The sequence below is a fragment of the Pseudomonas mangiferae genome (assembly GCF_007109405.1).
GTDB lineage: Bacteria > Pseudomonadota > Gammaproteobacteria > Pseudomonadales > Pseudomonadaceae > Pseudomonas_T > Pseudomonas_T mangiferae.
This window is the reverse complement of sequence record NZ_VJOY01000008.1, coordinates 40,340-60,969: the sequence shown is the minus strand read 5'-3', so window position 1 is coordinate 60,969 and position 20,630 is coordinate 40,340. Positions and strand designations below refer to the sequence as shown.

The 20,630-nt window shown below is 65.2% G+C and carries 18 protein-coding genes and 1 pseudogene; 17 read left to right on the top strand and 2 right to left on the bottom strand.

Annotation, left to right across the window (positions count from 1 at the left end; all coding sequences use genetic code 11):
• Positions 1-17: 17 nt before the first annotated feature.
• Positions 18-1,304: a citrate synthase gene (gltA, locus tag FM069_RS12465; RefSeq protein ID WP_143488681.1), complete on the bottom strand. Its 1,287-nt coding sequence runs from the start codon at positions 1,302-1,304 to the stop codon at positions 18-20.
• Positions 1,305-1,651: 347 nt separating this feature from the next.
• Here gltA and sdhC point away from each other — a divergent pair, with 347 nt between their 5' ends.
• The 14 genes and pseudogenes from sdhC to FM069_RS12400 all read left to right on the top strand — a co-directional run bounded on the left by sdhC (position 1,652) and on the right by FM069_RS12400 (position 17,858).
• Entirely contained in the window at positions 1,652-2,038 is a 387-nt protein-coding gene (gene sdhC / locus FM069_RS12460) for a succinate dehydrogenase, cytochrome b556 subunit (protein WP_178106728.1), read from the top strand.
• Positions 2,032-2,400: a succinate dehydrogenase, hydrophobic membrane anchor protein gene (gene sdhD / locus FM069_RS12455; RefSeq protein WP_143488680.1), complete on the top strand. Its 369-nt coding sequence runs from the start codon at positions 2,032-2,034 to the stop codon at positions 2,398-2,400. Before sdhC ends, sdhD begins: the two co-directional genes overlap by 7 nt.
• A 3-nt stretch (positions 2,401-2,403) precedes the next feature.
• Positions 2,404-4,176: a succinate dehydrogenase flavoprotein subunit gene (sdhA, locus tag FM069_RS12450; protein ID WP_143488679.1), complete on the top strand. Its 1,773-nt coding sequence runs from the start codon at positions 2,404-2,406 to the stop codon at positions 4,174-4,176.
• 11 nt (positions 4,177-4,187) lie between these two features.
• Positions 4,188-4,892, top strand: coding sequence for a succinate dehydrogenase iron-sulfur subunit (locus tag FM069_RS12445; protein ID WP_143488678.1), 705 nt, complete (start codon positions 4,188-4,190; stop codon positions 4,890-4,892).
• 239 nt (positions 4,893-5,131) lie between these two features.
• Positions 5,132-7,963 (top strand): 2-oxoglutarate dehydrogenase E1 component, encoded by a 2,832-nt coding sequence (locus FM069_RS12440; protein ID WP_143488677.1) that lies wholly within the window; start codon positions 5,132-5,134, stop codon positions 7,961-7,963.
• A 44-nt stretch (positions 7,964-8,007) separates the two neighbouring features.
• On the top strand, positions 8,008-9,243 hold the full coding sequence (gene odhB / locus FM069_RS12435) for a 2-oxoglutarate dehydrogenase complex dihydrolipoyllysine-residue succinyltransferase (protein ID WP_143488676.1): 1,236 nt from the start codon (positions 8,008-8,010) through the stop codon (positions 9,241-9,243).
• Positions 9,244-9,305: 62 nt separating this feature from the next.
• The gene (gene lpdA, locus FM069_RS12430; RefSeq protein WP_143488675.1) at positions 9,306-10,742 is read left to right on the top strand and encodes a dihydrolipoyl dehydrogenase; all 1,437 of its coding nucleotides are present in this window, start codon (positions 9,306-9,308) and stop codon (positions 10,740-10,742) included.
• Between the two features lie 150 nt (positions 10,743-10,892).
• Complete coding sequence (gene sucC, locus FM069_RS12425; protein ID WP_143488674.1) at positions 10,893-12,059, top strand: ADP-forming succinate--CoA ligase subunit beta; 1,167 nt, start codon at positions 10,893-10,895, stop codon at positions 12,057-12,059.
• On the top strand, positions 12,059-12,940 hold the full coding sequence (gene sucD / locus FM069_RS12420; RefSeq protein WP_143488673.1) for a succinate--CoA ligase subunit alpha: 882 nt from the start codon (positions 12,059-12,061) through the stop codon (positions 12,938-12,940). The genes sucC and sucD overlap by 1 nt, the downstream gene beginning before the upstream one ends.
• 138 nt (positions 12,941-13,078) lie before the next feature.
• Positions 13,079-14,182 (top strand): annotated as a pseudogene (locus FM069_RS22325) (HAMP domain-containing protein); the annotation flags it as partial.
• 144 nt (positions 14,183-14,326) lie between these two features.
• Complete coding sequence (locus FM069_RS22320) at positions 14,327-15,040, top strand: methyl-accepting chemotaxis protein (protein ID WP_407681587.1); 714 nt, start codon at positions 14,327-14,329, stop codon at positions 15,038-15,040.
• 255 nt (positions 15,041-15,295) lie between these two features.
• Positions 15,296-16,609: a branched-chain amino acid transport system II carrier protein gene (gene brnQ / locus FM069_RS12410; protein WP_143488671.1), complete on the top strand. Its 1,314-nt coding sequence runs from the start codon at positions 15,296-15,298 to the stop codon at positions 16,607-16,609.
• A 104-nt stretch (positions 16,610-16,713) separates the two neighbouring features.
• Positions 16,714-17,451 (top strand): DUF599 domain-containing protein, encoded by a 738-nt coding sequence (locus FM069_RS12405; protein ID WP_143488670.1) that lies wholly within the window; start codon positions 16,714-16,716, stop codon positions 17,449-17,451.
• Entirely contained in the window at positions 17,448-17,858 is a 411-nt protein-coding gene (locus tag FM069_RS12400; RefSeq protein WP_143488669.1) for an MAPEG family protein, read from the top strand. Before FM069_RS12405 ends, FM069_RS12400 begins: the two co-directional genes overlap by 4 nt.
• Positions 17,859-17,916: 58 nt before the next feature.
• Here FM069_RS12400 and FM069_RS12395 read toward each other — a convergent pair whose 3' ends face one another.
• Positions 17,917-18,180 (bottom strand): hypothetical protein, encoded by a 264-nt coding sequence (locus tag FM069_RS12395; protein WP_143488668.1) that lies wholly within the window; start codon positions 18,178-18,180, stop codon positions 17,917-17,919.
• Positions 18,181-18,308: 128 nt separating this feature from the next.
• On the opposite strand from FM069_RS12395, the gene FM069_RS12390 reads away from it, so the two are divergent.
• The 3 genes from FM069_RS12390 to FM069_RS12380 are packed head-to-tail and all read left to right on the top strand — an operon-like array spanning position 18,309 to position 20,540.
• Positions 18,309-18,791: a PaaI family thioesterase gene (locus tag FM069_RS12390; protein ID WP_143488667.1), complete on the top strand. Its 483-nt coding sequence runs from the start codon at positions 18,309-18,311 to the stop codon at positions 18,789-18,791.
• On the top strand, positions 18,788-19,231 hold the full coding sequence (locus FM069_RS12385; protein WP_143488666.1) for a PaaI family thioesterase: 444 nt from the start codon (positions 18,788-18,790) through the stop codon (positions 19,229-19,231). Before FM069_RS12390 ends, FM069_RS12385 begins: the two co-directional genes overlap by 4 nt.
• Positions 19,232-19,274: 43 nt before the next feature.
• Positions 19,275-20,540: an MFS transporter gene (locus tag FM069_RS12380; RefSeq protein ID WP_143488665.1), complete on the top strand. Its 1,266-nt coding sequence runs from the start codon at positions 19,275-19,277 to the stop codon at positions 20,538-20,540.
• Positions 20,541-20,630 lie beyond the last annotated feature (90 nt).

The window sequence follows — 20,630 nt, the reverse complement described above, 5'->3', positions numbered from 1 at the left end:
CATGTGCATCCAACCGCTTAGTTGCGGCTTTCCAGCGGCGGGTAGTCGCGCTGATCGTAGCCGGTGTACAACTGGCGCGGGCGGCCGATCTTGTACGGGCTGGAGAGCATTTCCTTCCAGTGGGAGATCCAGCCCACGGTGCGCGCCAGGGCGAAGATCACCGTGAACATGCTGGTGGGGATGCCGATCGCCTTGAGGATGATGCCCGAGTAGAAGTCCACGTTCGGGTAGAGGTTGCGTTCCTTGAAGTACGGGTCGTTGCGGGCGATCTCGTCGAGCTTCATCGCCAGCTCCAACTGCGGGTCCTGGATGCCCAGTTCCGCCAGCACCTCGTCGCAGGTCTGCTTCATGACATTGGCGCGCGGATCGAAGTTCTTGTAGACGCGGTGGCCGAAGCCCATCAGCTTGAAGGGGTCGTCCTTGTCCTTCGCCTTGGCGATGAACTTGTCGATGTTCGACACGTCGCCGATCTCGTCGAGCATGCTCAGCACCGCCTCGTTGGCGCCGCCGTGAGCCGGGCCCCACAGCGCGGCGATGCCGGCGGCGATACAGGCGAACGGGTTGGCGCCGGAGGAGCCGGCGAGGCGCACGGTGGAGGTGGAGGCGTTCTGCTCATGGTCGGCATGGAGGACGAAGATCCGGTCCATCGCCTTGGCCAGCACCGGGCTGATCGGTTTGATCTCGCACGGGGTGTTGAACATCATGTGCAGAAAGTTTTCCGCGTAGGACAGGTCGTTGCGCGGATAGATCATGGGCTGGCCCATGGAATACTTGTAGACCATCGCCGCCAGGGTCGGCATCTTGGCGATCAGGCGGATCGCGGAGATTTCCCGGTGCTGCGGGTTCTTGATGTCCAGGGAGTCGTGGTAGAAGGCGGACAGTGCGCCGACCACGCCGCACATCACGGCCATAGGGTGGGCGTCGCGGCGGAAACCGTTGAAGAAGGTCTTCAGCTGCTCGTGGACCATGGTGTGGTTCTTCACGGTGCTAACGAACGTGGCCTTTTCCTCGGCGTTGGGCAGTTCGCCGTTGAGCAGCAGGTAGCAGGTTTCCAGGTAGTCGGATTTCTCGGCCAACTGCTCGATGGGGTAGCCGCGGTGCAGGAGTATGCCTTTGTCACCATCGATGTAGGTGATCTTCGATTCGCAAGAGGCGGTCGACATGAAGCCGGGGTCGAAGGTGAAACGACCCGTGGAGGTCAGGCCCCGCACATCGATCACTTCGGGTCCTACCGAGCCGGTGAGGATGGGCAGCTCGACGGGGGCTGCGCCCTCGATGATCAACTGCGCTTTTTTGTCAGCCATATCGGCCTCCTAGTTATGCTTGAAATCATCAGAAGCCCCCCACGCAGGGCCCGCATCACTATAGAGAGATAAATTTGAATGTCAATTTGCCGCAACCCACGTGGCAGACGGGTTTGCGGGCATATCTGCAGCGAAAAAGTGCGCTTGTTTACGCGAATTAACGAGGGCATGCAATTGGCTGTTCGGCCAGCCCCTCGCGTTGTCATTAGTTCCCTAACTGTCTATAATCTACGGCCGACCGCCAGCGGCTCCAAAGCCGGTATTCTGGAGGTCGGCACTCCCTTTGGTGAGGGGTACCTGACCAGTGCACTTCCCGACAACTTGCCCTGTTTGTTAGGGGCCTCAGCGTGAAAAAAGCCGTGAATAGCCAACGACCTGTAAACTTAGATCTTAGGACTATAAAACTCCCGATCACTGCTTATACCTCCATCCTGCATCGTATTTCCGGAGTCATCCTGTTCCTGGGTCTTGCCGTGCTGCTGTATGCGCTCGACAAATCCCTGGGTTCCGAGGAAGGCTTTGAGCAGGTGAAGGCATTCATGGCCAGTCCGCTGGTCAAGCTCGTGGTCTGGGGTCTGCTGTCCGCACTGCTGTATCACCTGGTGGCCGGCCTGCGCCATCTCATCATGGATTTGGGCTTCGGTGAAACGCTGCAAGGCGGCAAGCTGGGCTCGCAGATCGTTCTCGCCGTATCCGCGGTGCTGATCGTGCTGGCAGGGGTGTGGATATGGTAACCAACGTCACCAACTTTTCCCGTTCGGGCCTCTACGACTGGATGGCCCAGCGGGTCTCGGCCGTCGTCCTCGCGGCCTATTTCCTGTTCCTGCTCGGCTTCGTCATCGCCCACCCGGGTCTGACCTACGCCGACTGGCATGGACTGTTCTCCCGGAACTGGATGCGCATCTTCAGTCTGCTCAGCCTCGTGGCCCTCGGCGTGCACGCCTGGGTTGGCATGTGGACCATCTCCACCGACTACCTGACGTCCATGGCGCTAGGCAAGTGGGCGACCGGTGTGCGTTTCCTCTTCCAGGCGGTGTGCGGCATGGCGATGTTCGCATTCTTCGTCTGGGGTGTGCAGATTCTTTGGGGTATCTGATCCATGGCTAACATTAGTACGCTTTCCTTCGACGCCATCATCGTCGGCGGCGGCGGCGCCGGCATGCGCGCGGCGCTCCAGCTGGCTCAGGGCGGCCACAAGACGGCCGTGGTGACGAAGGTGTTCCCGACCCGCTCGCACACCGTTTCCGCCCAGGGTGGCATTACCTGCGCCATCGCTTCGGCCGACCCGAACGATGACTGGCGCTGGCACATGTACGACACCGTGAAGGGGTCGGACTACATCGGTGACCAGGATGCCATCGAGTACATGTGCTCCGTGGGCCCCGAGGCCGTGTTCGAACTCGAGCACATGGGCCTGCCGTTCTCTCGTACCGAGCAGGGTCGCATCTACCAGCGCCCGTTCGGCGGCCAGTCCAAGGACTTCGGCAAGGGCGGCCAGGCGGCCCGTACCTGCGCCGCGGCCGACCGTACCGGTCACGCCCTGCTGCACACCCTGTACCAGGCGAACCTGAAGAACGACACCACCTTCCTCAACGAGTGGTACGCGGTCGACCTGGTGAAGAACCAGGACGGCGCCATCGTCGGCATCATCGCCATCTGCATCGAGACCGGCGAAACCGCCTACATCCGCTCCAAGGCGGTGGTACTGGCCACCGGCGGTGCAGGGCGCATCTACGCATCCACCACCAATGCCCTGATCAACACTGGTGACGGCGTGGGCATGGCCCTGCGTGCCGGCGTACCGGTGCAGGACATCGAGATGTGGCAGTTCCACCCCACCGGCATCGCCGGCGCCGGCGTGCTGGTGACCGAAGGCTGCCGCGGTGAGGGTGGCTACCTGATCAACGCTCATGGCGAGCGCTTCATGGAGCGCTACGCGCCCAACGCCAAGGACCTGGCCGGCCGCGACGTGGTCGCCCGTTCCATGGTGAAGGAAGTGATCGCCGGCAACGGCTGCGGTCCCAACAAGGACCACGTGCTGCTCAAGCTCGACCACCTCGGCGAGGAAGTCCTGCACAGCCGCCTGCCCGGCATCTGCGAGCTGTCCAAGACCTTCGCCCACGTCGACCCCGTGGTGGCGCCGGTCCCGGTCATCCCGACCTGCCACTACATGATGGGCGGCGTGGCCACTAACATCCATGGCCAGGCGATCACCCAGGATGCCAACGGCAACGACCAGATCATCGAAGGCCTGTTCGCCGTCGGCGAAGTGGCCTGCGTGTCGGTCCATGGCGCCAACCGCCTGGGTGGCAACTCGCTGCTCGACCTGGTGGTGTTCGGCCGCGCGGCCGGCCTGCACCTGGAGAAGGCCCTCAAGGAAGGCATCGAGCACCGCGGTGCCTCGGAGACCGACCTGGAAGTGTCCCTGAAACGCCTCTCCGGCGTGAACGAGCGCAGCACCGGCGAAGACGTCGCCCCGCTGCGCAAGGAACTCCAGGCCTGCATGCAGAACTACTTCGGTGTGTTCCGCACCGGCGAATACATGCAGAAGGGCATCGCCCAGTTGGCCGACCTGCGCGAGCGCATCGCCCGCGTCAAGATCGCCGACAAGAGCCAGGCCTTCAACACGGCGCGCATCGAGGCGCTGGAACTGCAGAACCTCCTGGAAGTGGCGGAAGCCACCGCGATCGCAGCGGAAGTCCGCAAGGAAAGCCGCGGCGCCCACGCCCGGGAAGACTTCGAAGACCGCGACGACGAGAACTGGCTGTGCCACACCCTGTACTTCCCGGGTGAGAAGCGCGTATCCCGACGTTCCGTCAACTTTGCGCCGAAGACCGTTCCGGCGTTCGAACCCAAAGTCCGTACTTATTGAGGGGGGCCGCCATGTTGCAAGTCAGTGTTTATCGCTACAACCCGGACCAGGACGCGTCGCCTTCCATGCAGACGTTCCAGGTCGACACCGGCGGCAAGGACCTGATGGTGCTCGACGTGCTGGCGCTGATCAAGGAACAGGACGAGGGCTTCTCCTACCGTCGTTCCTGCCGCGAGGGCGTCTGCGGCTCCGACGGCATGAACATCAACGGCAAGAACGGCCTGGCCTGCATCACCCCGCTGTCGGCGGTGGTGAAGGGCGATCGCCTGGTCGTTCGTCCGTTGCCGGGCCTTCCGGTCATCCGTGACCTGGTCGTCGACATGAGCATCTTCTACAAGCAATACGAGAAGGTGCGTCCGTTCCTGCAGAACGATACGCCCGCGCCGGCGATCGAACGCCTGCAGTCTCCGGAAGACCGGGAGAAGCTGGATGGCCTGTACGAGTGCATTCTCTGTGCATGCTGCTCGACGTCCTGCCCGTCCTTCTGGTGGAACCCGGACAAGTTCCTCGGTCCCGCCGCGCTGCTCCAGGCCTATCGTTTCCTGGCCGACAGCCGCGACACCAAGACCCAGGAACGTCTGGCTTCGCTGGACGATCCGTTCAGCGTGTTCCGTTGCCGCGGCATCATGAACTGCGTGAATGTGTGCCCGAAAGGGCTGAACCCGACCAAAGCGATCGGTCACGTGCGCAACATGCTGCTGCAGAGCGGTACCTGATTCGCCGTTTCACCTGAAGTACCGTCGCAGCGGAACGCCAACCACTGCGGGGGATAACCCGAGCCGCGGCCCACAAAGCCGCGGCTCCATCGCAAATATGTTGACCAGCAGGGGCGGCCGGGCCGCAAGCCCGGACCATCTGCGGGATCCGCGGTGGACTTGTACGAGTTCCGTTCCGGGCTCGGCAGGACACGCTTCGGTCACTGCCGGTGGCGTCCCCTTATCGAGGGTGACCTAGCATGCAAGAAAGCGTAATGCAGCGCATGTGGAACAGTGCCCACCTCTCCGGTGGTAATGCTGCCTATGTGGAGGAGCTCTACGAGCTCTACCTGCACGATCCCAACGCTGTGCCCGAAGAGTGGCGCACCTATTTCCAGAAATTGCCCACCGATGGAAATGCCGCCACCGACGTTTCGCATTCTACGGTCCGCGATCACTTCGTCCTGCTGGCCAAGAACCAGCGCCGCGCCCAGCCGGTATCCGCAGGCAGCGTCAGCACCGAGCACGAGAAGAAACAGGTCGAAGTGCTGCGCCTGATCCAGGCCTACCGGATGCGCGGCCACCAGGCGTCCCGCCTCGATCCGCTCGGCCTCTGGCAGCGTCCCGAGCCAGCCGACCTGGCCATCAGCCACTACAACCTCACCAATGCCGACCTGGACACCACCTTCCGCACCGGTGAGCTGTACATCGGCAAGGAAGAGGCGACCCTCCGGGACATCCACCAGGCGCTGCAGCAGACCTACTGCCGCACCATCGGTGCCGAGTTCACCCACATCGTCGATTCCGAGCAGCGCAAGTGGTTCCAGCAGCGCCTGGAAAGCGTGCGCGGTCGTCCGGTGTATTCCGCCGATGTTCAGAGCCACCTGCTGGAGCGCCTCACCGCGGCCGAGGGCCTGGAGAAATACCTGGGCACCAAGTACCCGGGCACCAAGCGTTTCGGCCTGGAAGGCGGCGAAAGCCTGATCCCCCTGCTGGACGAGGTGATCCAGCGCTCCGGTTCCTACGGCACCAAGGAAGTCGTCATCGGCATGGCCCACCGCGGCCGGCTGAACGTACTGGTCAACACCTTCGGGAAGAACCCGCGCGACCTGTTCGACGAGTTCGAGGGCAAGAAGGTCGAGGGCCTGAGCTCCGGTGACGTGAAATACCACCAGGGCTTCTCCTCCAACGTCATGACCAGCGGTGGCGAAGTCCACCTGGCCCTGGCGTTCAACCCGTCCCATCTGGAGATCGTCTCCCCGGTGGTTGAGGGTTCGGTGCGCGCCCGCCAGGATCGCCGTCGCGACCCGGTCGGCGATTCCGTGCTGCCAGTTTCCATCCATGGCGACGCGGCCTTCGCCGGCCAGGGCGTGGTCATGGAGACCTTCCAGATGTCCCAGACCCGGGGTTACAAGACCGGCGGGACCATCCATATCGTCATCAACAACCAGGTCGGCTTCACCACCAGCCGTCCCGAGGATGCGCGCTCCACCGAGTACTGCACCGACGTGGCGAAGATGATTCAGGCGCCGATCCTCCACGTGAACGGGGATGATCCGGAAGCCGTGCTGTTCGTCACCCAGCTGGCCATCGACTACCGCATGCAGTTCAAGCGCGACGTGGTCATCGACCTGGTCTGCTACCGCCGCCGTGGCCACAACGAGGCCGACGAGCCGAGCGGTACCCAGCCGCTGATGTACCAGCAGATCGGCAAGCAGCGCACCACCCGCGAACTGTACGCCGACGCCCTGACCCAGGGCAGCGTGCTGGACGTCGAGCGCGTCCAGGCCAAGGTGGACGAGTACCGCACCGCCCTGGACAACGGCCTGCACGTGGTGAAGAGCCTGGTGAAGGAGCCGAACAAGGAGCTGTTCGTCGACTGGCGTCCGTATCTGGGCCACACCTGGACCGCGCGCCACGACACCCGTTTCGACCTGAAGACCCTGCAGGAGCTGTCCAACAAGCTGCTGCAGGTCCCGGAAGGCTTCGTCGTCCAGCGCCAGGTCTCGAAGATCATCGAAGACCGGCAGAAGATGAGCGCCGGCGGCCTGCCGATCAACTGGGGCTACGCCGAGACCATGGCCTACGCGACCCTGTTGTTCGAAGGCCATCCGATTCGCATCACCGGCCAGGACGTGGGCCGCGGCACTTTCTCCCACCGCCATGCGGTGCTGCACAACCAGAAAGACGCCGGCACCTACATCCCGCTGCAGAAGATGTTCGACGGCCAGCCCAACTTCGACCTCTACGACTCGCTGCTCTCCGAGGAAGCGGTCCTGGCGTTCGAATACGGCTACTCCACCACCGAGCCCAACGCGCTGGTGATCTGGGAAGCCCAGTTCGGCGACTTCGCCAACGGCGCACAGGTGGTGGTCGATCAGTTCATCACCAGCGGCGAGAACAAGTGGGGTCGTCTCTGTGGCCTGACCATGCTGCTGCCCCACGGCTACGAAGGGCAGGGCCCGGAGCACTCGTCCGCGCGCCTGGAGCGCTACCTGCAGCTGTGCGCCGAGCACAACATCCAGGTTTGCGTGCCGACCACACCGGCGCAGATCTACCACCTGCTGCGTCGTCAGGTCATCCGCCCGCTGCGCAAGCCGCTGGTGGTGCTGACGCCCAAGTCGCTGCTGCGTCACAAGCTGGCCATCTCTTCCCTGGAGGACCTGGCCGACGGTTCCTTCCAGACGGTCATCCCGGAGATCGACAGCCTGGTGCCGGAGAAGGTGGAGCGCCTGGTCCTGTGCAGCGGCAAGGTCTACTACGACCTGCTGGAGAAGCGCCGGACCGAGGGCCGCGAGGACATCGCCATCGTCCGCATCGAGCAGCTCTACCCGTTCCCGGAAGACGATCTGGCCGAGGTGCTGTCCGCCTACACCAACCTCAAACACATCGTCTGGTGTCAGGAAGAGCCGATGAACCAGGGGGCCTGGTACTGCAGCCAGCACCACATGCGGCGTGTCGCCATCGCGCACAAGAAGGACCTGTTCCTCGAGTACGCCGGCCGCGACGCCTCGGCCGCGCCCGCCTGCGGTTATGCCTCGATGCACGCCGAGCAGCAGGAAAAACTGCTGCAAGACGCATTCACCGTTTAACGCCTTCGCCCAGAAGAAACCGAATCAGATAGGAACCTCACATAATGGCTATCGAGATCAAAGCCCCTACTTTCCCGGAATCGGTTGCCGACGGCACCGTGGCCACCTGGCACAAGAAGCCGGGCGAAGCAGTCAAGCGCGATGAACTGATCGTCGACATCGAGACCGACAAGGTCGTCATGGAAGTGCTGGCCGAAGCCGATGGCGTGCTGGCCGAGATCGTCAAGAACGAAGGCGATACCGTTCTCAGCGGTGAAGTGCTGGGCAAGCTGAACGAAGGCGCCAGCGCCGCCGCGGCCCCGGCCGCTGCACCCGCGGCCGCTCCGGCTGCCCAGCAGGCCGCTCCGGCCGCTGCTGCGGCAGCTGGCGACGACCAGATCCTCGCCCCGGCCGCGCGCAAGCTGGCCGAAGAAAATGGCATCGACCCCAATAGCCTGAGCGGCACCGGCAAAGGTGGCCGCGTGACCAAGGAAGACGTGGTCGCCGCCATCGAGGCGAAGAAATCCGCCCCGGCCGCCGCTGCTCCGGCCAAGGCCGCCGCGCCGGCTGCCGAGGCGCCGATCTTCGCCGCGGGCGACCGCGTCGAGAAGCGCGTGCCGATGACCCGCCTGCGGGCCAAGGTCGCCGAGCGCCTGGTGGAGGCCCAGTCCTCCATGGCCATGCTGACCACCTTCAACGAGGTCAACATGAAGCCGATCATGGACCTGCGTTCGAAGTACAAGGACCTGTTCGAGAAGAAGCACAACGGCGTGCGCCTGGGCTTCATGTCGTTCTTCGTCAAGGCCGCCACCGAGGCGCTGAAGCGCCAGCCGGGGGTCAACGCCTCCATCGACGGCAACGACATCGTCTACCACGGCTACCAGGACATCGGTGTCGCCGTGTCCAGCGACCGTGGCCTGGTGGTACCGGTGTTGCGCAACGCCGAGCTGATGAGCCTGGCGGAAATCGAGGGCTCGATCACCGCGTTCGGCAAGAAGGCCAAAGACGGCAAGCTGACCATCGACGACATGACCGGCGGCACCTTCACCATTTCCAATGGCGGTGTCTTCGGTTCGCTGCTGTCCACCCCGATCGTCAACCCGCCGCAGACCGCCATCCTTGGCATGCACAAGATCCAAGAGCGCCCGATGGCCGTGAACGGTCAGGTGGTCATCCTGCCGATGATGTACCTGGCGCTGTCCTACGATCACCGTCTGATCGATGGCAAGGAAGCCGTGACCTTCCTGGTGACCCTCAAGGACCTGCTGGAAGACCCGGCACGCCTGCTGCTGGACATCTGACGGCCCGTCTCCCCACGGCGGCCCCCACGGGGCCGTCCGGTCCATTCGAAAAGGAATGAGTTATGACCCAGAAATTCGACGTGGTAGTGATCGGGGCCGGCCCCGGCGGCTACGTGGCTGCGATCAAGGCGGCCCAGCTCGGTCTGAAGACCGCCTGCATCGAACAGTACCGCGACAAGGAAGGCAAGATCGCCCTCGGCGGCACCTGCCTGAACGTCGGCTGCATTCCGTCCAAGGCGCTGCTGGACAGCTCCTACAAGTACCATGAGGCCAAAGAAGGCTTCAAAGTGCACGGCATCGAGGCCAGCGGCGTCACCATCGACGTCGGCGCCATGGTCGGCCGCAAGAACACCATCGTGAAGAACCTCACCGGTGGCGTCAGCACGCTGTTCAAGGCCAATGGCGTGACCCTCCTGGAAGGCCATGGCAAGCTGCTGGCCAACAAGCAGGTGGAAGTCACCGGTGCCGACGGCAACAGCGAGATCGTCGAGGCGGCCCACGTGATCCTCGCTTCCGGCTCGCGCCCCATCGACATCCCGCCGGCTCCGGTCGACCAGAAGGTGATCGTGGATTCCACCGGTGCCCTGGACTTCCAGGCCGTGCCGAAGCGCCTGGGCGTGATCGGCGCCGGCGTCATCGGCCTGGAGCTGGGCTCGGTATGGGCTCGCCTGGGCGCCGAAGTGACCGTCCTGGAAGCCTTGGACAAGTTCCTCCCGGCCGCCGACGAGCAGATCGCCAAGGAAGCCTTCAAGGTCCTCACCAAGCAAGGCCTGAAGATTCGCCTGGGCGCTCGCGTCACCGGTTCCGAGGTGCAGGGTGAACAAGTCACCGTGAACTTCACCGATGCCAACGGCGAGCAGAAGGAAACCTTCGACAAGCTGATCGTCGCGGTCGGCCGTCGCCCGGTGACCACCGACCTGTTGGCGCCCAACAGCGGCGTTGACCTGGACGAGCGTGGCTACATCTTCGTCAACGACCACTGCGAGACCAGCGTGCCGGGCGTCTACGCCATCGGCGACGTGGTCCGTGGCCTGATGCTGGCCCACAAGGCGTCGGAAGAAGGCGTGGTGGTGGCCGAGCGCATCGCCGGTCACAAGGCACAGATGAACTACGACCTGATCCCGGCCGTCATCTACACCCACCCGGAAGTGGCATGGGTCGGCAAGACCGAGCAGGCCCTCAAGGCCGAGGGCGTGGAAATCAACGTCGGCACCTTCCCGTTCGCCGCCAGCGGCCGTGCCATGGCTGCCAACGACACCACCGGCCTGGTCAAGGTCATCGCCGATGCCAAGACCGACCGCGTCCTGGGCGTCCACGTGATCGGCCCGAGCGCCGCCGAGCTGGTCCAGCAAGGGGCCATCGCCATGGAGTTCGGCACCAGCGCCGAAGACCTGGGCATGATGGTGTTCTCGCACCCGACGCTCTCCGAGGCGCTGCACGAAGCCGCGCTGGCGGTGAATGGCCAGGCCATCCACGTCGCCAATCGCAAGAAACGCTGACGAATAACAATAACCACGGCGGGCCGCCCGTCGTGAGCCTTTGGCTCACCGCGGAACGCCCGTCGGACTGTTGGTCGAAGGACAGTCACAGGTGACGCGGCAGACTGCAGCGTCGAAATGCGCAATACCTAACGAAGACGGTAGATAAGCATGAATCTCCACGAGTATCAGGGTAAGCAGCTGTTCGCCGAGTACGGCCTGCCCGTATCCAAGGGCTTTGCCGTGGACACCCCGGAAGAAGCCGCAGAAGCCTGCGACAAGATCGGCGGCAGCGAGTGGGTCGTGAAGGCCCAGGTGCACGCCGGTGGCCGCGGCAAGGCGGGTGGCGTGAAGCTGGTCAAGAGCAAGGAAGACGCCAAGGCCTTCGCTCAGAACTGGCTGGGCAAGCGCCTGGTGACCTACCAGACGGACGCCAACGGCCAGCCGGTCAGCAAGATCCTGGTGGAATCCTGCACCGACATCGACAAAGAACTCTATCTCGGCGCCGTGGTTGACCGCTCCAGCCGCCGTATCGTGTTCATGGCGTCCACCGAGGGTGGCGTCGACATCGAGAAAGTCGCCCACGATACCCCCGAGAAGATCCTCAAGGCCACCATCGACCCGCTGGTCGGTGCGCAGCCGTTCCAGGGCCGCGAGCTGGCCTTCCAGTTGGGCCTGCAGGGCGACCAGATCAAGCAGTTCACCCACATCTTCGTGAACCTCGCCAAGCTGTTCCAGGACTACGACCTGGCCCTGCTGGAAGTGAACCCGCTGGTGATCAAGAAGGACGGCAACCTGCACTGCCTGGACGCCAAGATCAACATCGACGGCAACGCCATGTATCGCCAGCCCAAGCTGCGCGCGATGCACGACCCGTCCCAGGACGACGCCCGTGAAGCCCACGCCCAGAAGTGGGAGCTGAACTACGTCGCCCTGGAAGGCAGCATCGGCTGCATGGTCAACGGCGCGGGCCTGGCCATGGGCACCATGGACATCGTCAACCTGCACGGCGGCAAGCCGGCCAACTTCCTCGACGTGGGCGGCGGTGCGACCAAGGAGCGCGTCACCGAAGCGTTCAAGATCATCCTATCCGACAGCAACGTGAAAGCGGTGCTGGTGAACATCTTCGGCGGCATCGTCCGCTGCGACATGATCGCCGAAGGCATCATCGGCGCAGTGAAGGAAGTCGGCGTGAAGGTTCCGGTCGTGGTCCGTCTGGAAGGCAACAACGCGGAGCTGGGCGCCAAGGTCCTGGCCGAAAGCGGTCTGAACATCATCGCGGCCACCAGCCTGACCGACGCTGCCCAGCAGGTCGTCAAAGCCGCGGAGGGTAAGTAATGAGCGTCCTCATCAATAAAGACACCAAAGTCATCTGCCAGGGCTTCACCGGTTCCCAGGGCACCTTCCACAGCGAACAGGCCATCGCCTACGGCACCCAGATGGTCGGCGGCGTGACCCCCGGCAAGGGCGGCACCACCCACCTCGGCCTGCCGGTGTTCAACACCGTCAAGGAAGCCGTGGAAGCCACCGGCGCCGATGCCAGCGTGATCTACGTGCCGGCCCCGTTCTGCAAGGATTCCATCCTCGAAGCGGCCCTGGGCGGCATCAAGCTGATCGTATGCATCACCGAAGGCATCCCGACCATCGACATGCTCGAAGCCAAGGTGAAGTGCGACGAACTGGGCGTACGCCTGATCGGGCCGAACTGCCCGGGCGTCATCACCCCCGGCGAGTGCAAGATCGGCATCATGCCCGGCCACATCCACCTGCCGGGCAAAGTGGGCATCGTGTCGCGTTCCGGCACCCTGACCTACGAAGCCGTGAAGCAGACCACCGACGCCGGCTTCGGCCAGTCCACCTGCGTGGGCATCGGCGGCGACCCGATCCCGGGCTCCAACTTCATCGACATCCTGAAACTGTTCCAGGACGATCCGAAGACCGAAGCCATCGTGATGATCGGTGAGATCGGCGGTTCCGCCGAGGAAGAAGCCGCGGCCTACATCAAGGCCCACGTCACCAAGCCGGTGGTGTCCTACATCGCAGGCGTGACCGCTCCTCCCGGCAAGCGCATGGGCCACGCGGGCGCCATCATCTCCGGTGGCAAGGGCACGGCCGACGAGAAGTTCGCCGCCCTGCAGGACGCCGGTGTGAAGACCGTGCGTTCCCTGGCCGACATCGGCAAGGCCCTGGCCGAGCTGACCGGCTGGGCCGTGAAGTAAGGGTCTAGCGTCGCGAAAAGGCCATCTTCGGGTGGCCTTTTTCGTTTTGGCGACGCCTGCATGCGACGGGCGAGACGCCGGCCGCGATAGTCACTACAGTGAAGGCGCTGTCGTCCGGTTCTCCCCGAGGAAATCGTCATGCGCTGGTTTTCCGATTTGCGCGTCGCTTACAAGATCGCCATCGTTCCCGTCGCGCTGTGTACCCTGCTAGTGATACTCGGCGTGGTCTCCAGCGTTTCCCTGGGCAGCATCGCCCAGCGCGTGCGGGTGGTGACCCAGGACCTGGGGCCGAGCATGGACCATGTGGCCCAGGTGACCGATGGCATGGCCCGCCTGCAACTCAGTGTGCGCCATTACGCGCGGACCGGGGATGCGTCGGCGGAGAAGCAGTTCGTCGAACTGGACAAGCGCCTCGTCGAGGCCCTGGAGCAGACCCGCGCCCGCCTGCACCATCCCGACCGCCAGCGGTTGCTGGCCGCCATGCAGGACCTCCACGATCAGTACAGCCGGCTGTTCCGCGAACAGCTGGTGCCCTTGAGCCAGCAGCGCCAGCGCCTGGTGAGCGAGGAACTCGACCGCTACGGCCCGGATATCGAGAAAGTGCTCACGTCGATCCTCGAGAATGCCCAGCAGGACTTCAACCTGGATGCGGTGTTCTACTCCAGTGCCGGCATGCGTCATCTGCTGCTGGGCAACCAGTATTTCTACCAGTACCTGCAGGAGAACCGCCCCGAGCAGGCCCAGGCCTTCCAGCGCGAACTGGACAACGCCCAGAGCACCCTGGGCGTGCTGCGGGACCGCACCTCCAGCCAGAGCACCAAGGACAAGCTCAACGGCGCGCTGGACCAACTGGAGCACTACCGGGCCTCGGCGGGCGAGGCGGTGAAACTGGTGGATGCCCGCAACGCCGCATTGCAGCAGATGGACCAGATCGACCCGCAGATCGCTGACCTCGCCAGCCAGTTGCAGCAGAGCATCATGACCTCCATGCAGGGCGCGGCCGGGGCGGCCGATGCCACCGTGTCCCAGGTCAACCGGCTGTTCTGGGGCCTGGTGGTGGCCGCAGTGGTGTTCGGCGGCCTGGTGGCCTACGGCGTGGGCCGCATCCTGGTGGGCACCCTGGGGCAGATCAACCGCCTGCTGCAGGACATGGCCGAGGGGGAGGGCGACCTGACCCGGCGCCTGCCGGTGCGCAGCCGCGACGACCTGGGCCGCCTGGCGGTGAGCTTCAACACCTTCGTCGACAAGATCCGCCATACCGTGGCGGAAGTGGCGGATTCCGCCCATCGCCTAGAGCATGCCGCGGAGCGCCTGCAGGGTTCCGCCGAGTCGGCCCACCGGGACGTGGAGCAGCAGCGCGACGAGAGCGCGCAGATCGCCTCGGCCATGACCCAGATGGCGGCCAGCGCCCAGGAGACCGCCCGGGGCGCGGGCACCGGCGAGGACTTGGCGCGCCAGGCCCGGGAGGCGGCCGGCAGTGGCCTGCTGCGGGTGGAGGAGAACCGCCAGGCGATGGCTACCCTCACCGACAAGGTGGCGCGGCTGGCCCAGGTGATCGAGGCGCTGCAGGCCGACAGCAGCCAGATCGGCTCGGTACTGGAAGTGATCCGCGCCATCGCCGAGCAGACCAACCTGCTGGCCCTCAATGCCGCCATCGAGGCGGCCCGGGCCGGCGAGCAGGGCAGGGGGTTCGCGGTGGTGGCCGACGAAGTGCGCTCCCTGGCCCAGCGCACCCAGCAGTCCACCACGGAAATCCAGCAGATCATCCAGACCCTCCAGGGGCGTACCCAGTCGGCCATCGACATGATGGGCGACAGCCAGGGCGCGGTGGTACGGGTGAGCGACAGCGCGGAGCAGGCCCGGACGTCGCTGCGGGCCATCACCGAGGCGGTGGGTGCCATCGACCAGCACATCCAGACCATCGTTTCCGCCGCCGGCGAGCAGGCCAAGGTGGCCGACGAGGTGAGTGCCGGGGTCGAGCGGGCCAACGGCGTCAGCGGGCGGATCTTCACCACGGTGGAGCAGACCCGCAGCGCGGCGGGCGACATCCGTCAGGCCGAAGCGCGCCTGCGCCAGTTGATCGAACAGTTCCAGGTCTGACGAAAAATACTTCGACCCAGGCGTCATAAAACGTTCGGATTCGCGACATCGGGTATCTGGAGGTCGACGCCCCGACGCGCACCGGTCGCCAGGCCTCCCGGCTTTCCATTAAGGTGCCGACCCATGCGCCGCGCCCTACCCGGGCTCGCCGGCGCGCCTGGCGGCCACGCCTAACCGGCGCGGCAACGTTTCCCCCTCAACCCATCAGGGAAACCCTCTGCGAACCTCCGTTTCAGTCATGTGGTATTTCCTTAAATGAATGTGTTGAAAGGCCAGGACATCCTGGCGCTCGGTTTCATGACCTTCGCCCTGTTCGTCGGAGCGGGCAACATCATCTTCCCCCCCATCGTCGGCCTGCAGGCCGGGCCCCACGTGTGGATGGCAGCCCTGGGCTTCCTGATCACCGCGGTCGGCCTGCCGGTGGTCACGGTGATCGCCCTGGCCAAGGTGGGCGGCGCCATGGACAGCCTGAGCAGCCCCATCGGGCGGGTCGCCGGCGGCCTGCTCGCCGCGGTCTGCTACCTGTCCGTGGGCCCGCTGTTCGCCACGCCGCGCACGGCCACGGTGTCCTTCGAGGTCGGCCTGGCGCCGCTCACCGGTGACGGCCCGCTGCCGCTGTTCCTCTACAGCCTGGTGTACTTCCTGGTGGTGCTGGGCGTGTCTCTCTACCCGGGGCGCCTGCTGGACAGCGTCGGCCGGGTGCTGGCGCCGATGAAGATCGTCGCGCTGCTGATCCTCGGCGGCGCTGCCTTCCTGCTGCCCCTGGGCGAGACCGGCGAGGCGACTCCCGCCTACCAGGCGGCGCCGTTCTCCCAAGGCTTCATCAATGGCTACCTGACCATGGATACCCTGGGGGCGCTGGTCTTCGGCATCGTTATCGTCAATGCGATCCGCTCCCGGGGCGTCAGCTCGCCGCGCCTGATCACCCGCTATGCCATCATCGCCGGGCTGATCGCGGGGGTCGGTCTGGCGTTGGTCTACGTCAGCCTGTTCCGCCTGGGTTCCGGCAGCCACGCGATCGCCGCAGGCGCCAGCAACGGTGCCGCCGTGCTGCACGCCTACGTGCAGCACACCTTCGGCAGCCTGGGGAGCGGCTTCCTCGCGGTGCTGATTTCCCTGGCCTGCCTGGTCACCGCGGTGGGCCTGACCTGCGCTTGCGCCGAGTACTTCAGCGATCGCCTGCCGCTGTCCTACCGCACCCTGGTGATCCTGCTGGCGGCGTTCTCCCTGGTGGTGTCCAACCTGGGCCTGACCAAGCTGATCCAGTTCTCGGTACCGGTGCTGACGGCCATCTACCCGCCGTGTATCGCCCTGGTGGCGCTGAGCTTCTGCCGGGGCCTCTGGCACTCGTCGAGCCGCATCATCGCCCCGGTCATGCTGGTGGCCCTGGTCTTCGGTGTGTTCGATGGCCTGAAATCCGCCGGCCTGGACGCCTGGATGCCAGACTGGCTGGCGCACCTGCCGCTGGCGGAACAGGGGCTCGCCTGGCTGCTGCCCGCAGTGGCGATGCTGGCCGTGGCCACCTGCTGCGACCGCCTGCTGGGCAAGCCGGACCACGCCCTGGCCTGATCCCGGGTTTGTCGAAGCCGCCGCCGACCCTGTCGCCGGCGGCTTTTTCATGGGCGGTCTTCCGCTTCGCTGGCATAATCGCGGCCTCGAAAAAAGGAGTCCGCATGTCCCTCAGCGCCCAACAATGGCTCAACCTGCTGGCATTCCTCTGGTTTCTCGGGCTCTGGGGCGGCTACACCCTCTACGCCACCTGGAAGGGACGCGATACTGCCTGCCTCGCCTCGGTGCTGCACCTCTACCGGGTGGACTGGATGCGCCGCCTGCTGCTGCGGGACAACCGCATCGCCGACGCCAGCGTCATCGGCAACCTGGAGCGCAATGCCTCGTTCTTCGCCTCGAGCACCCTGATCATCCTGGCTGGCATCCTGACCGTGCTGGGCTCCACGGACCGTGCAGTGTCGGTCCTCGCCGACCTGCCCCTGGTGGAACCGGTGAGCCGTGGCATGTCGGAGCTGAAGCTGCTGTGCGTGGCGGTGCTGTTCGTCTACACCTTCTTCACCTTCAGCTGGTGCATGCGCCAGTACAACTTCGCCGCGATCCTCATCGGCTCGGCGCCGATGATCGCCGAGCGGCATGTCACCGAACTGGAGCGCAAGGCCTTCGCCGAGCGCGCGGCCCGGGTCATCTCGCTGGCCGCCAACCAGTTCAACTTCGGCCTGCGCGCCTACTATTTCGGGCTGGCGATGCTCGCCTGGTTCATCAACCCCTGGTGTTTCATGCTGGTCACCGCCGGGGTGGTGCTGGTGCTGTACCGCCGCGAATTCCATTCCGCCGTCCTCGATGTCATGGTCTACACACCCACCCCCCCGGCCCCCGAGCCGAGCAAGGAGAAAACCGAATGACGATTCCCTTCTGGTGCCTGTTCATCGCCGCGGTGCTGATCTACGTCGCGAAGCTGCCGGTGGCCAAGGCCATGCAGGCCGACGGGGGCTACGACAACCATCACCCCCGCGCCCAGCAGGCGCGGCTGACCGGCTACGGCGCCCGGGCCTACGCGGCCCACATGAACAGCATCGAAATCTTCCCGCTGTTCGCCGCCGGCGTGCTGATGGCCCATTCGGCCCATGTGGTGGGGTATCTGGTGGACGTGCTGGCGATCGTTTTCGTGGTATCGCGGGTGATCTACCTGGTCTGCTACCTGCGCGACCTGCACTGGCAGCGCAGCTCGGTGTGGATGCTGGGCATGCTCTGCTGCCTGTTGCTGATGCTCAGCCCGGCCTTGCGCGCGCTGTTCGCCGGCGGGGTGTGAGCGAGGCGGAAGGACATGAAAAAGCCCGCCGAAGCGGGCTTTTTCATCACGCGGACCGTTACTGGTTGGTCTGCGGAGCGGGAGTCGAGGCGGGCGGCGGCGGAACCTGGTTGTTGTCCGCGGCTTCTTCTGCACGCTTCTGGTTGGCTTCGTTGGTGTCCTTGGCGGCCTCGCTTTGCTCCTTGGCGGCATCGTTGCGCAGGTCCTGGGCCTTGTTGGCGTGTTCCTGAGCGTCCTGCTGCTTGTTTTCCGAGGCTTTGTCACATGCGGCGAGGCCAAGGGTGGCAGCCAGCATGAGGACATAAGGCAACGACTTCTTCATTGGTATTCTCCTGGGGTGGGCATTTTCCGAATGTCACCCTTTGAATGGGCGGCGGCTGTGGAAGTTCCTTCACGATTCCGACCAGCGGCCATGATGGCCGTCGGCCCCAACGTTTTCGGTGACCGAGCATGAACGAAACGGCGCTCCTGCAGCGCGCCCAGCGCTTTCTGTCCGCCATCCGCCACGCCCAGGTGCTGGGCCTGATCCTCGAACGGATCGACAGCACCGGACTGGTCCTGCGCCTGCCCTATGCCGAGTCGCTGATCGGCAACCCGGCGACCCGGGTGCTGCACGGCGGCACCATCACCACCCTGATGGACACCGCCTGCGGCATCTCCACCCTCTGCGTGCTGCCCACCTTCGAGATCTGCCCGACCCTGGACCTGCGCATCGACTACATGCGCCCGGCGGAGCCGGACCGCGACGTCTTCGGCTTCGCCGAAAGCTACCGGGTGACGCCCCACGTGATCTTCACCCGAGGCGTCGCCTACCAGGACGACCCGGCCCGCCCGGTGGCCCAGGTGATGGGCACTTTCATGCGGCTGGGCAAGGGCGCGCGGGGCGAGGACCATCTGCAGCGGGGTATCGATGCCGGCGAGGTGAGCCCATGACGCCCACCCTGCTGGACACGCTGATCCGCGAGGCCCATCGCTCGGGCGACTACCAGCCGCTGCTGGAGGCGATCCCTTACGCGCGCCTGCTGGGCATTCGCTGCCAGGGCGGCGATACGCTCACGTTCCACCTGCCGCCCAACCCGGACACCATCGGCAACCCGCTGCTGCCGGCGCTGCATGGCGGCGTCATCGCCGGGTTCATGGAGCACGCGGCGCTGCTCCACCTGCTGATCGCGATGAAAATTCCACATTTGCCCAAAATCATCGACTTTTCGACAGATTATCTTCGCGCCGGCCTTTATCGTGACACCTTTGCGCAGTGCCAGGTGTGGCGCCAGGGGCGACGGGTCGCCAACGTGGCGGTCACCGCCTGGCAGACCGCGCAGACCGAACCCATCGCCACCGCCCGCGTGCATTTCAAGGTGGACGAACCCTGAGCGGCCCCGCCGGCTGCCCTCGCGTGACAAGGAATTTTCCCGGATGGATGCTCTGCTGATTCTCGGCGGCCTATTGTTGATCGTCGCCGGCCTGGTCTGGCTGGTCATGTTGGCCTTCGACACCGGCCTGTTGTGGGGATGGGGCAGCCTGCTGCCGCCCGTGACCCTGGCCTATGCGATCCGCCACTGGCGGACCGCGCGCAAGGCGGTGCTGCTCGGTGCGCTGGGCATCATTCCCCTGGTGGTGGGGCTGACCCTGCTTGCCAGCCATGACCCGGCGCGCCTGGAGGCGATCCTCGGGTTGCGCTGGCTGCACCCGGAAGCCGAGGCCGCGCCCGCGGAACTGGCGCTGCAACTGAAGGGCGAGCTGAACGGCCAGCCGTTCCTGCCGCAGCAGGCCGAGCTCATCGACGGCACCCTGACCCTGCGGGAAGGCCAGGACTTCTTCGCCCGCCGGGAGGTGAGCATCCGCCTGGGCCCTCAACCCCCAGGGGCCATCCGTCTCGACGTGCTGCCCCAGGACAAAGGCGCGCTACCCGAAGTGGAAGTCAGCTGGCTGCTGCCGGAGCAGGAGCTGCCGGAGGCGCGGCGCCTGAACCACGGCTATACCCTGCACCTGGATCTGAAGCCCGACGACCAGGCGCCCAACAAGCTGGTAGGGGACTTCCACATGGTGCTGCCGGCCGCCCTGCGCACCACCTTGAGCGGCCGCATCGAGCTGTTCACCGATCGCCTGCGCTACCGGGACGGCCAGGTGGATATTGCCCACGATTCCCGGGACACCCTGGCCTACGTCATCACCGACTACCTGCAGCGGCGCTTCGCTACCCGCGAGGTGGAGCTGGCAGCTCTGCCGCCGCTGAACCTGCCAGCGGACCAGTTGGAGCTGCAGGTGGACGCCCGCATCAAGGGCGTGCCCCAGCAACTGCCGGTGCAGTTGAAGAAACTGCCGAGCCGCGGCTGGAGCGTCCAGGGCGACCGCTTCCCCGTGTTGACCTCATCCGCGCCCGCCGACGACACCCGCACCGAACCCGCGGCAGCCCCGCTGGCGGATGCCGTGGACGCGCCGCCGGCACGCCCGGTGGATCGCCGGGCCCGTTTCTCCCTCGACCGCCTGCTGACCAACCCCAGCCGCTACCAAAACCTGACCATGCGCATCCAGACCCGCCGCGGCAACCTGGCCGAGGGCCGCTTCAACGGCATCGACCCGGATGGCAGCCTGGTGCTGCGGCGGGTCAGCGGCCAGGGCGAGGCCCGTTTCGTGTTCGCGCCCGACGAAATCGTGCGCATCGACCTGCTGGAACCCTGATCGCGAGCCCTGGCGTGCGCCAGGCCCTTGAAATCCCATGCTCAGTCCCCACTTGCATGTCATCCGCCGCACACGCGGCCCGTGCCATCC

Bases quoted from the DNA above. Each gene is read 5' to 3' on its own strand.
- gltA (WP_143488681.1), bottom strand. From the start codon at position 1,304: ATGGCTGACAAAAAAGCGCAGTTGATCATCGAGGGCGCAGCCCCCGTC.
- sdhD (WP_143488680.1), top strand. From the start codon at position 2,032: ATGGTAACCAACGTCACCAACTTTTCCCGTTCGGGCCTCTACGACTGG.
- sdhA (WP_143488679.1), top strand. From the start codon at position 2,404: ATGGCTAACATTAGTACGCTTTCCTTCGACGCCATCATCGTCGGCGGC.
- FM069_RS12445 (WP_143488678.1), top strand. From the start codon at position 4,188: ATGTTGCAAGTCAGTGTTTATCGCTACAACCCGGACCAGGACGCGTCG.
- FM069_RS12440 (WP_143488677.1), top strand. From the start codon at position 5,132: ATGCAAGAAAGCGTAATGCAGCGCATGTGGAACAGTGCCCACCTCTCC.
- odhB (WP_143488676.1), top strand. From the start codon at position 8,008: ATGGCTATCGAGATCAAAGCCCCTACTTTCCCGGAATCGGTTGCCGAC.
- lpdA (WP_143488675.1), top strand. From the start codon at position 9,306: ATGACCCAGAAATTCGACGTGGTAGTGATCGGGGCCGGCCCCGGCGGC.
- sucC (WP_143488674.1), top strand. From the start codon at position 10,893: ATGAATCTCCACGAGTATCAGGGTAAGCAGCTGTTCGCCGAGTACGGC.
- sucD (WP_143488673.1), top strand. From the start codon at position 12,059: ATGAGCGTCCTCATCAATAAAGACACCAAAGTCATCTGCCAGGGCTTC.
- FM069_RS22320 (WP_407681587.1), top strand. From the start codon at position 14,327: ATGACCCAGATGGCGGCCAGCGCCCAGGAGACCGCCCGGGGCGCGGGC.
- brnQ (WP_143488671.1), top strand. From the start codon at position 15,296: ATGAATGTGTTGAAAGGCCAGGACATCCTGGCGCTCGGTTTCATGACC.
- FM069_RS12405 (WP_143488670.1), top strand. From the start codon at position 16,714: ATGTCCCTCAGCGCCCAACAATGGCTCAACCTGCTGGCATTCCTCTGG.
- FM069_RS12400 (WP_143488669.1), top strand. From the start codon at position 17,448: ATGACGATTCCCTTCTGGTGCCTGTTCATCGCCGCGGTGCTGATCTAC.
- FM069_RS12395 (WP_143488668.1), bottom strand. From the start codon at position 18,180: ATGAAGAAGTCGTTGCCTTATGTCCTCATGCTGGCTGCCACCCTTGGC.
- FM069_RS12390 (WP_143488667.1), top strand. From the start codon at position 18,309: ATGAACGAAACGGCGCTCCTGCAGCGCGCCCAGCGCTTTCTGTCCGCC.
- FM069_RS12385 (WP_143488666.1), top strand. From the start codon at position 18,788: ATGACGCCCACCCTGCTGGACACGCTGATCCGCGAGGCCCATCGCTCG.
- FM069_RS12380 (WP_143488665.1), top strand. From the start codon at position 19,275: ATGGATGCTCTGCTGATTCTCGGCGGCCTATTGTTGATCGTCGCCGGC.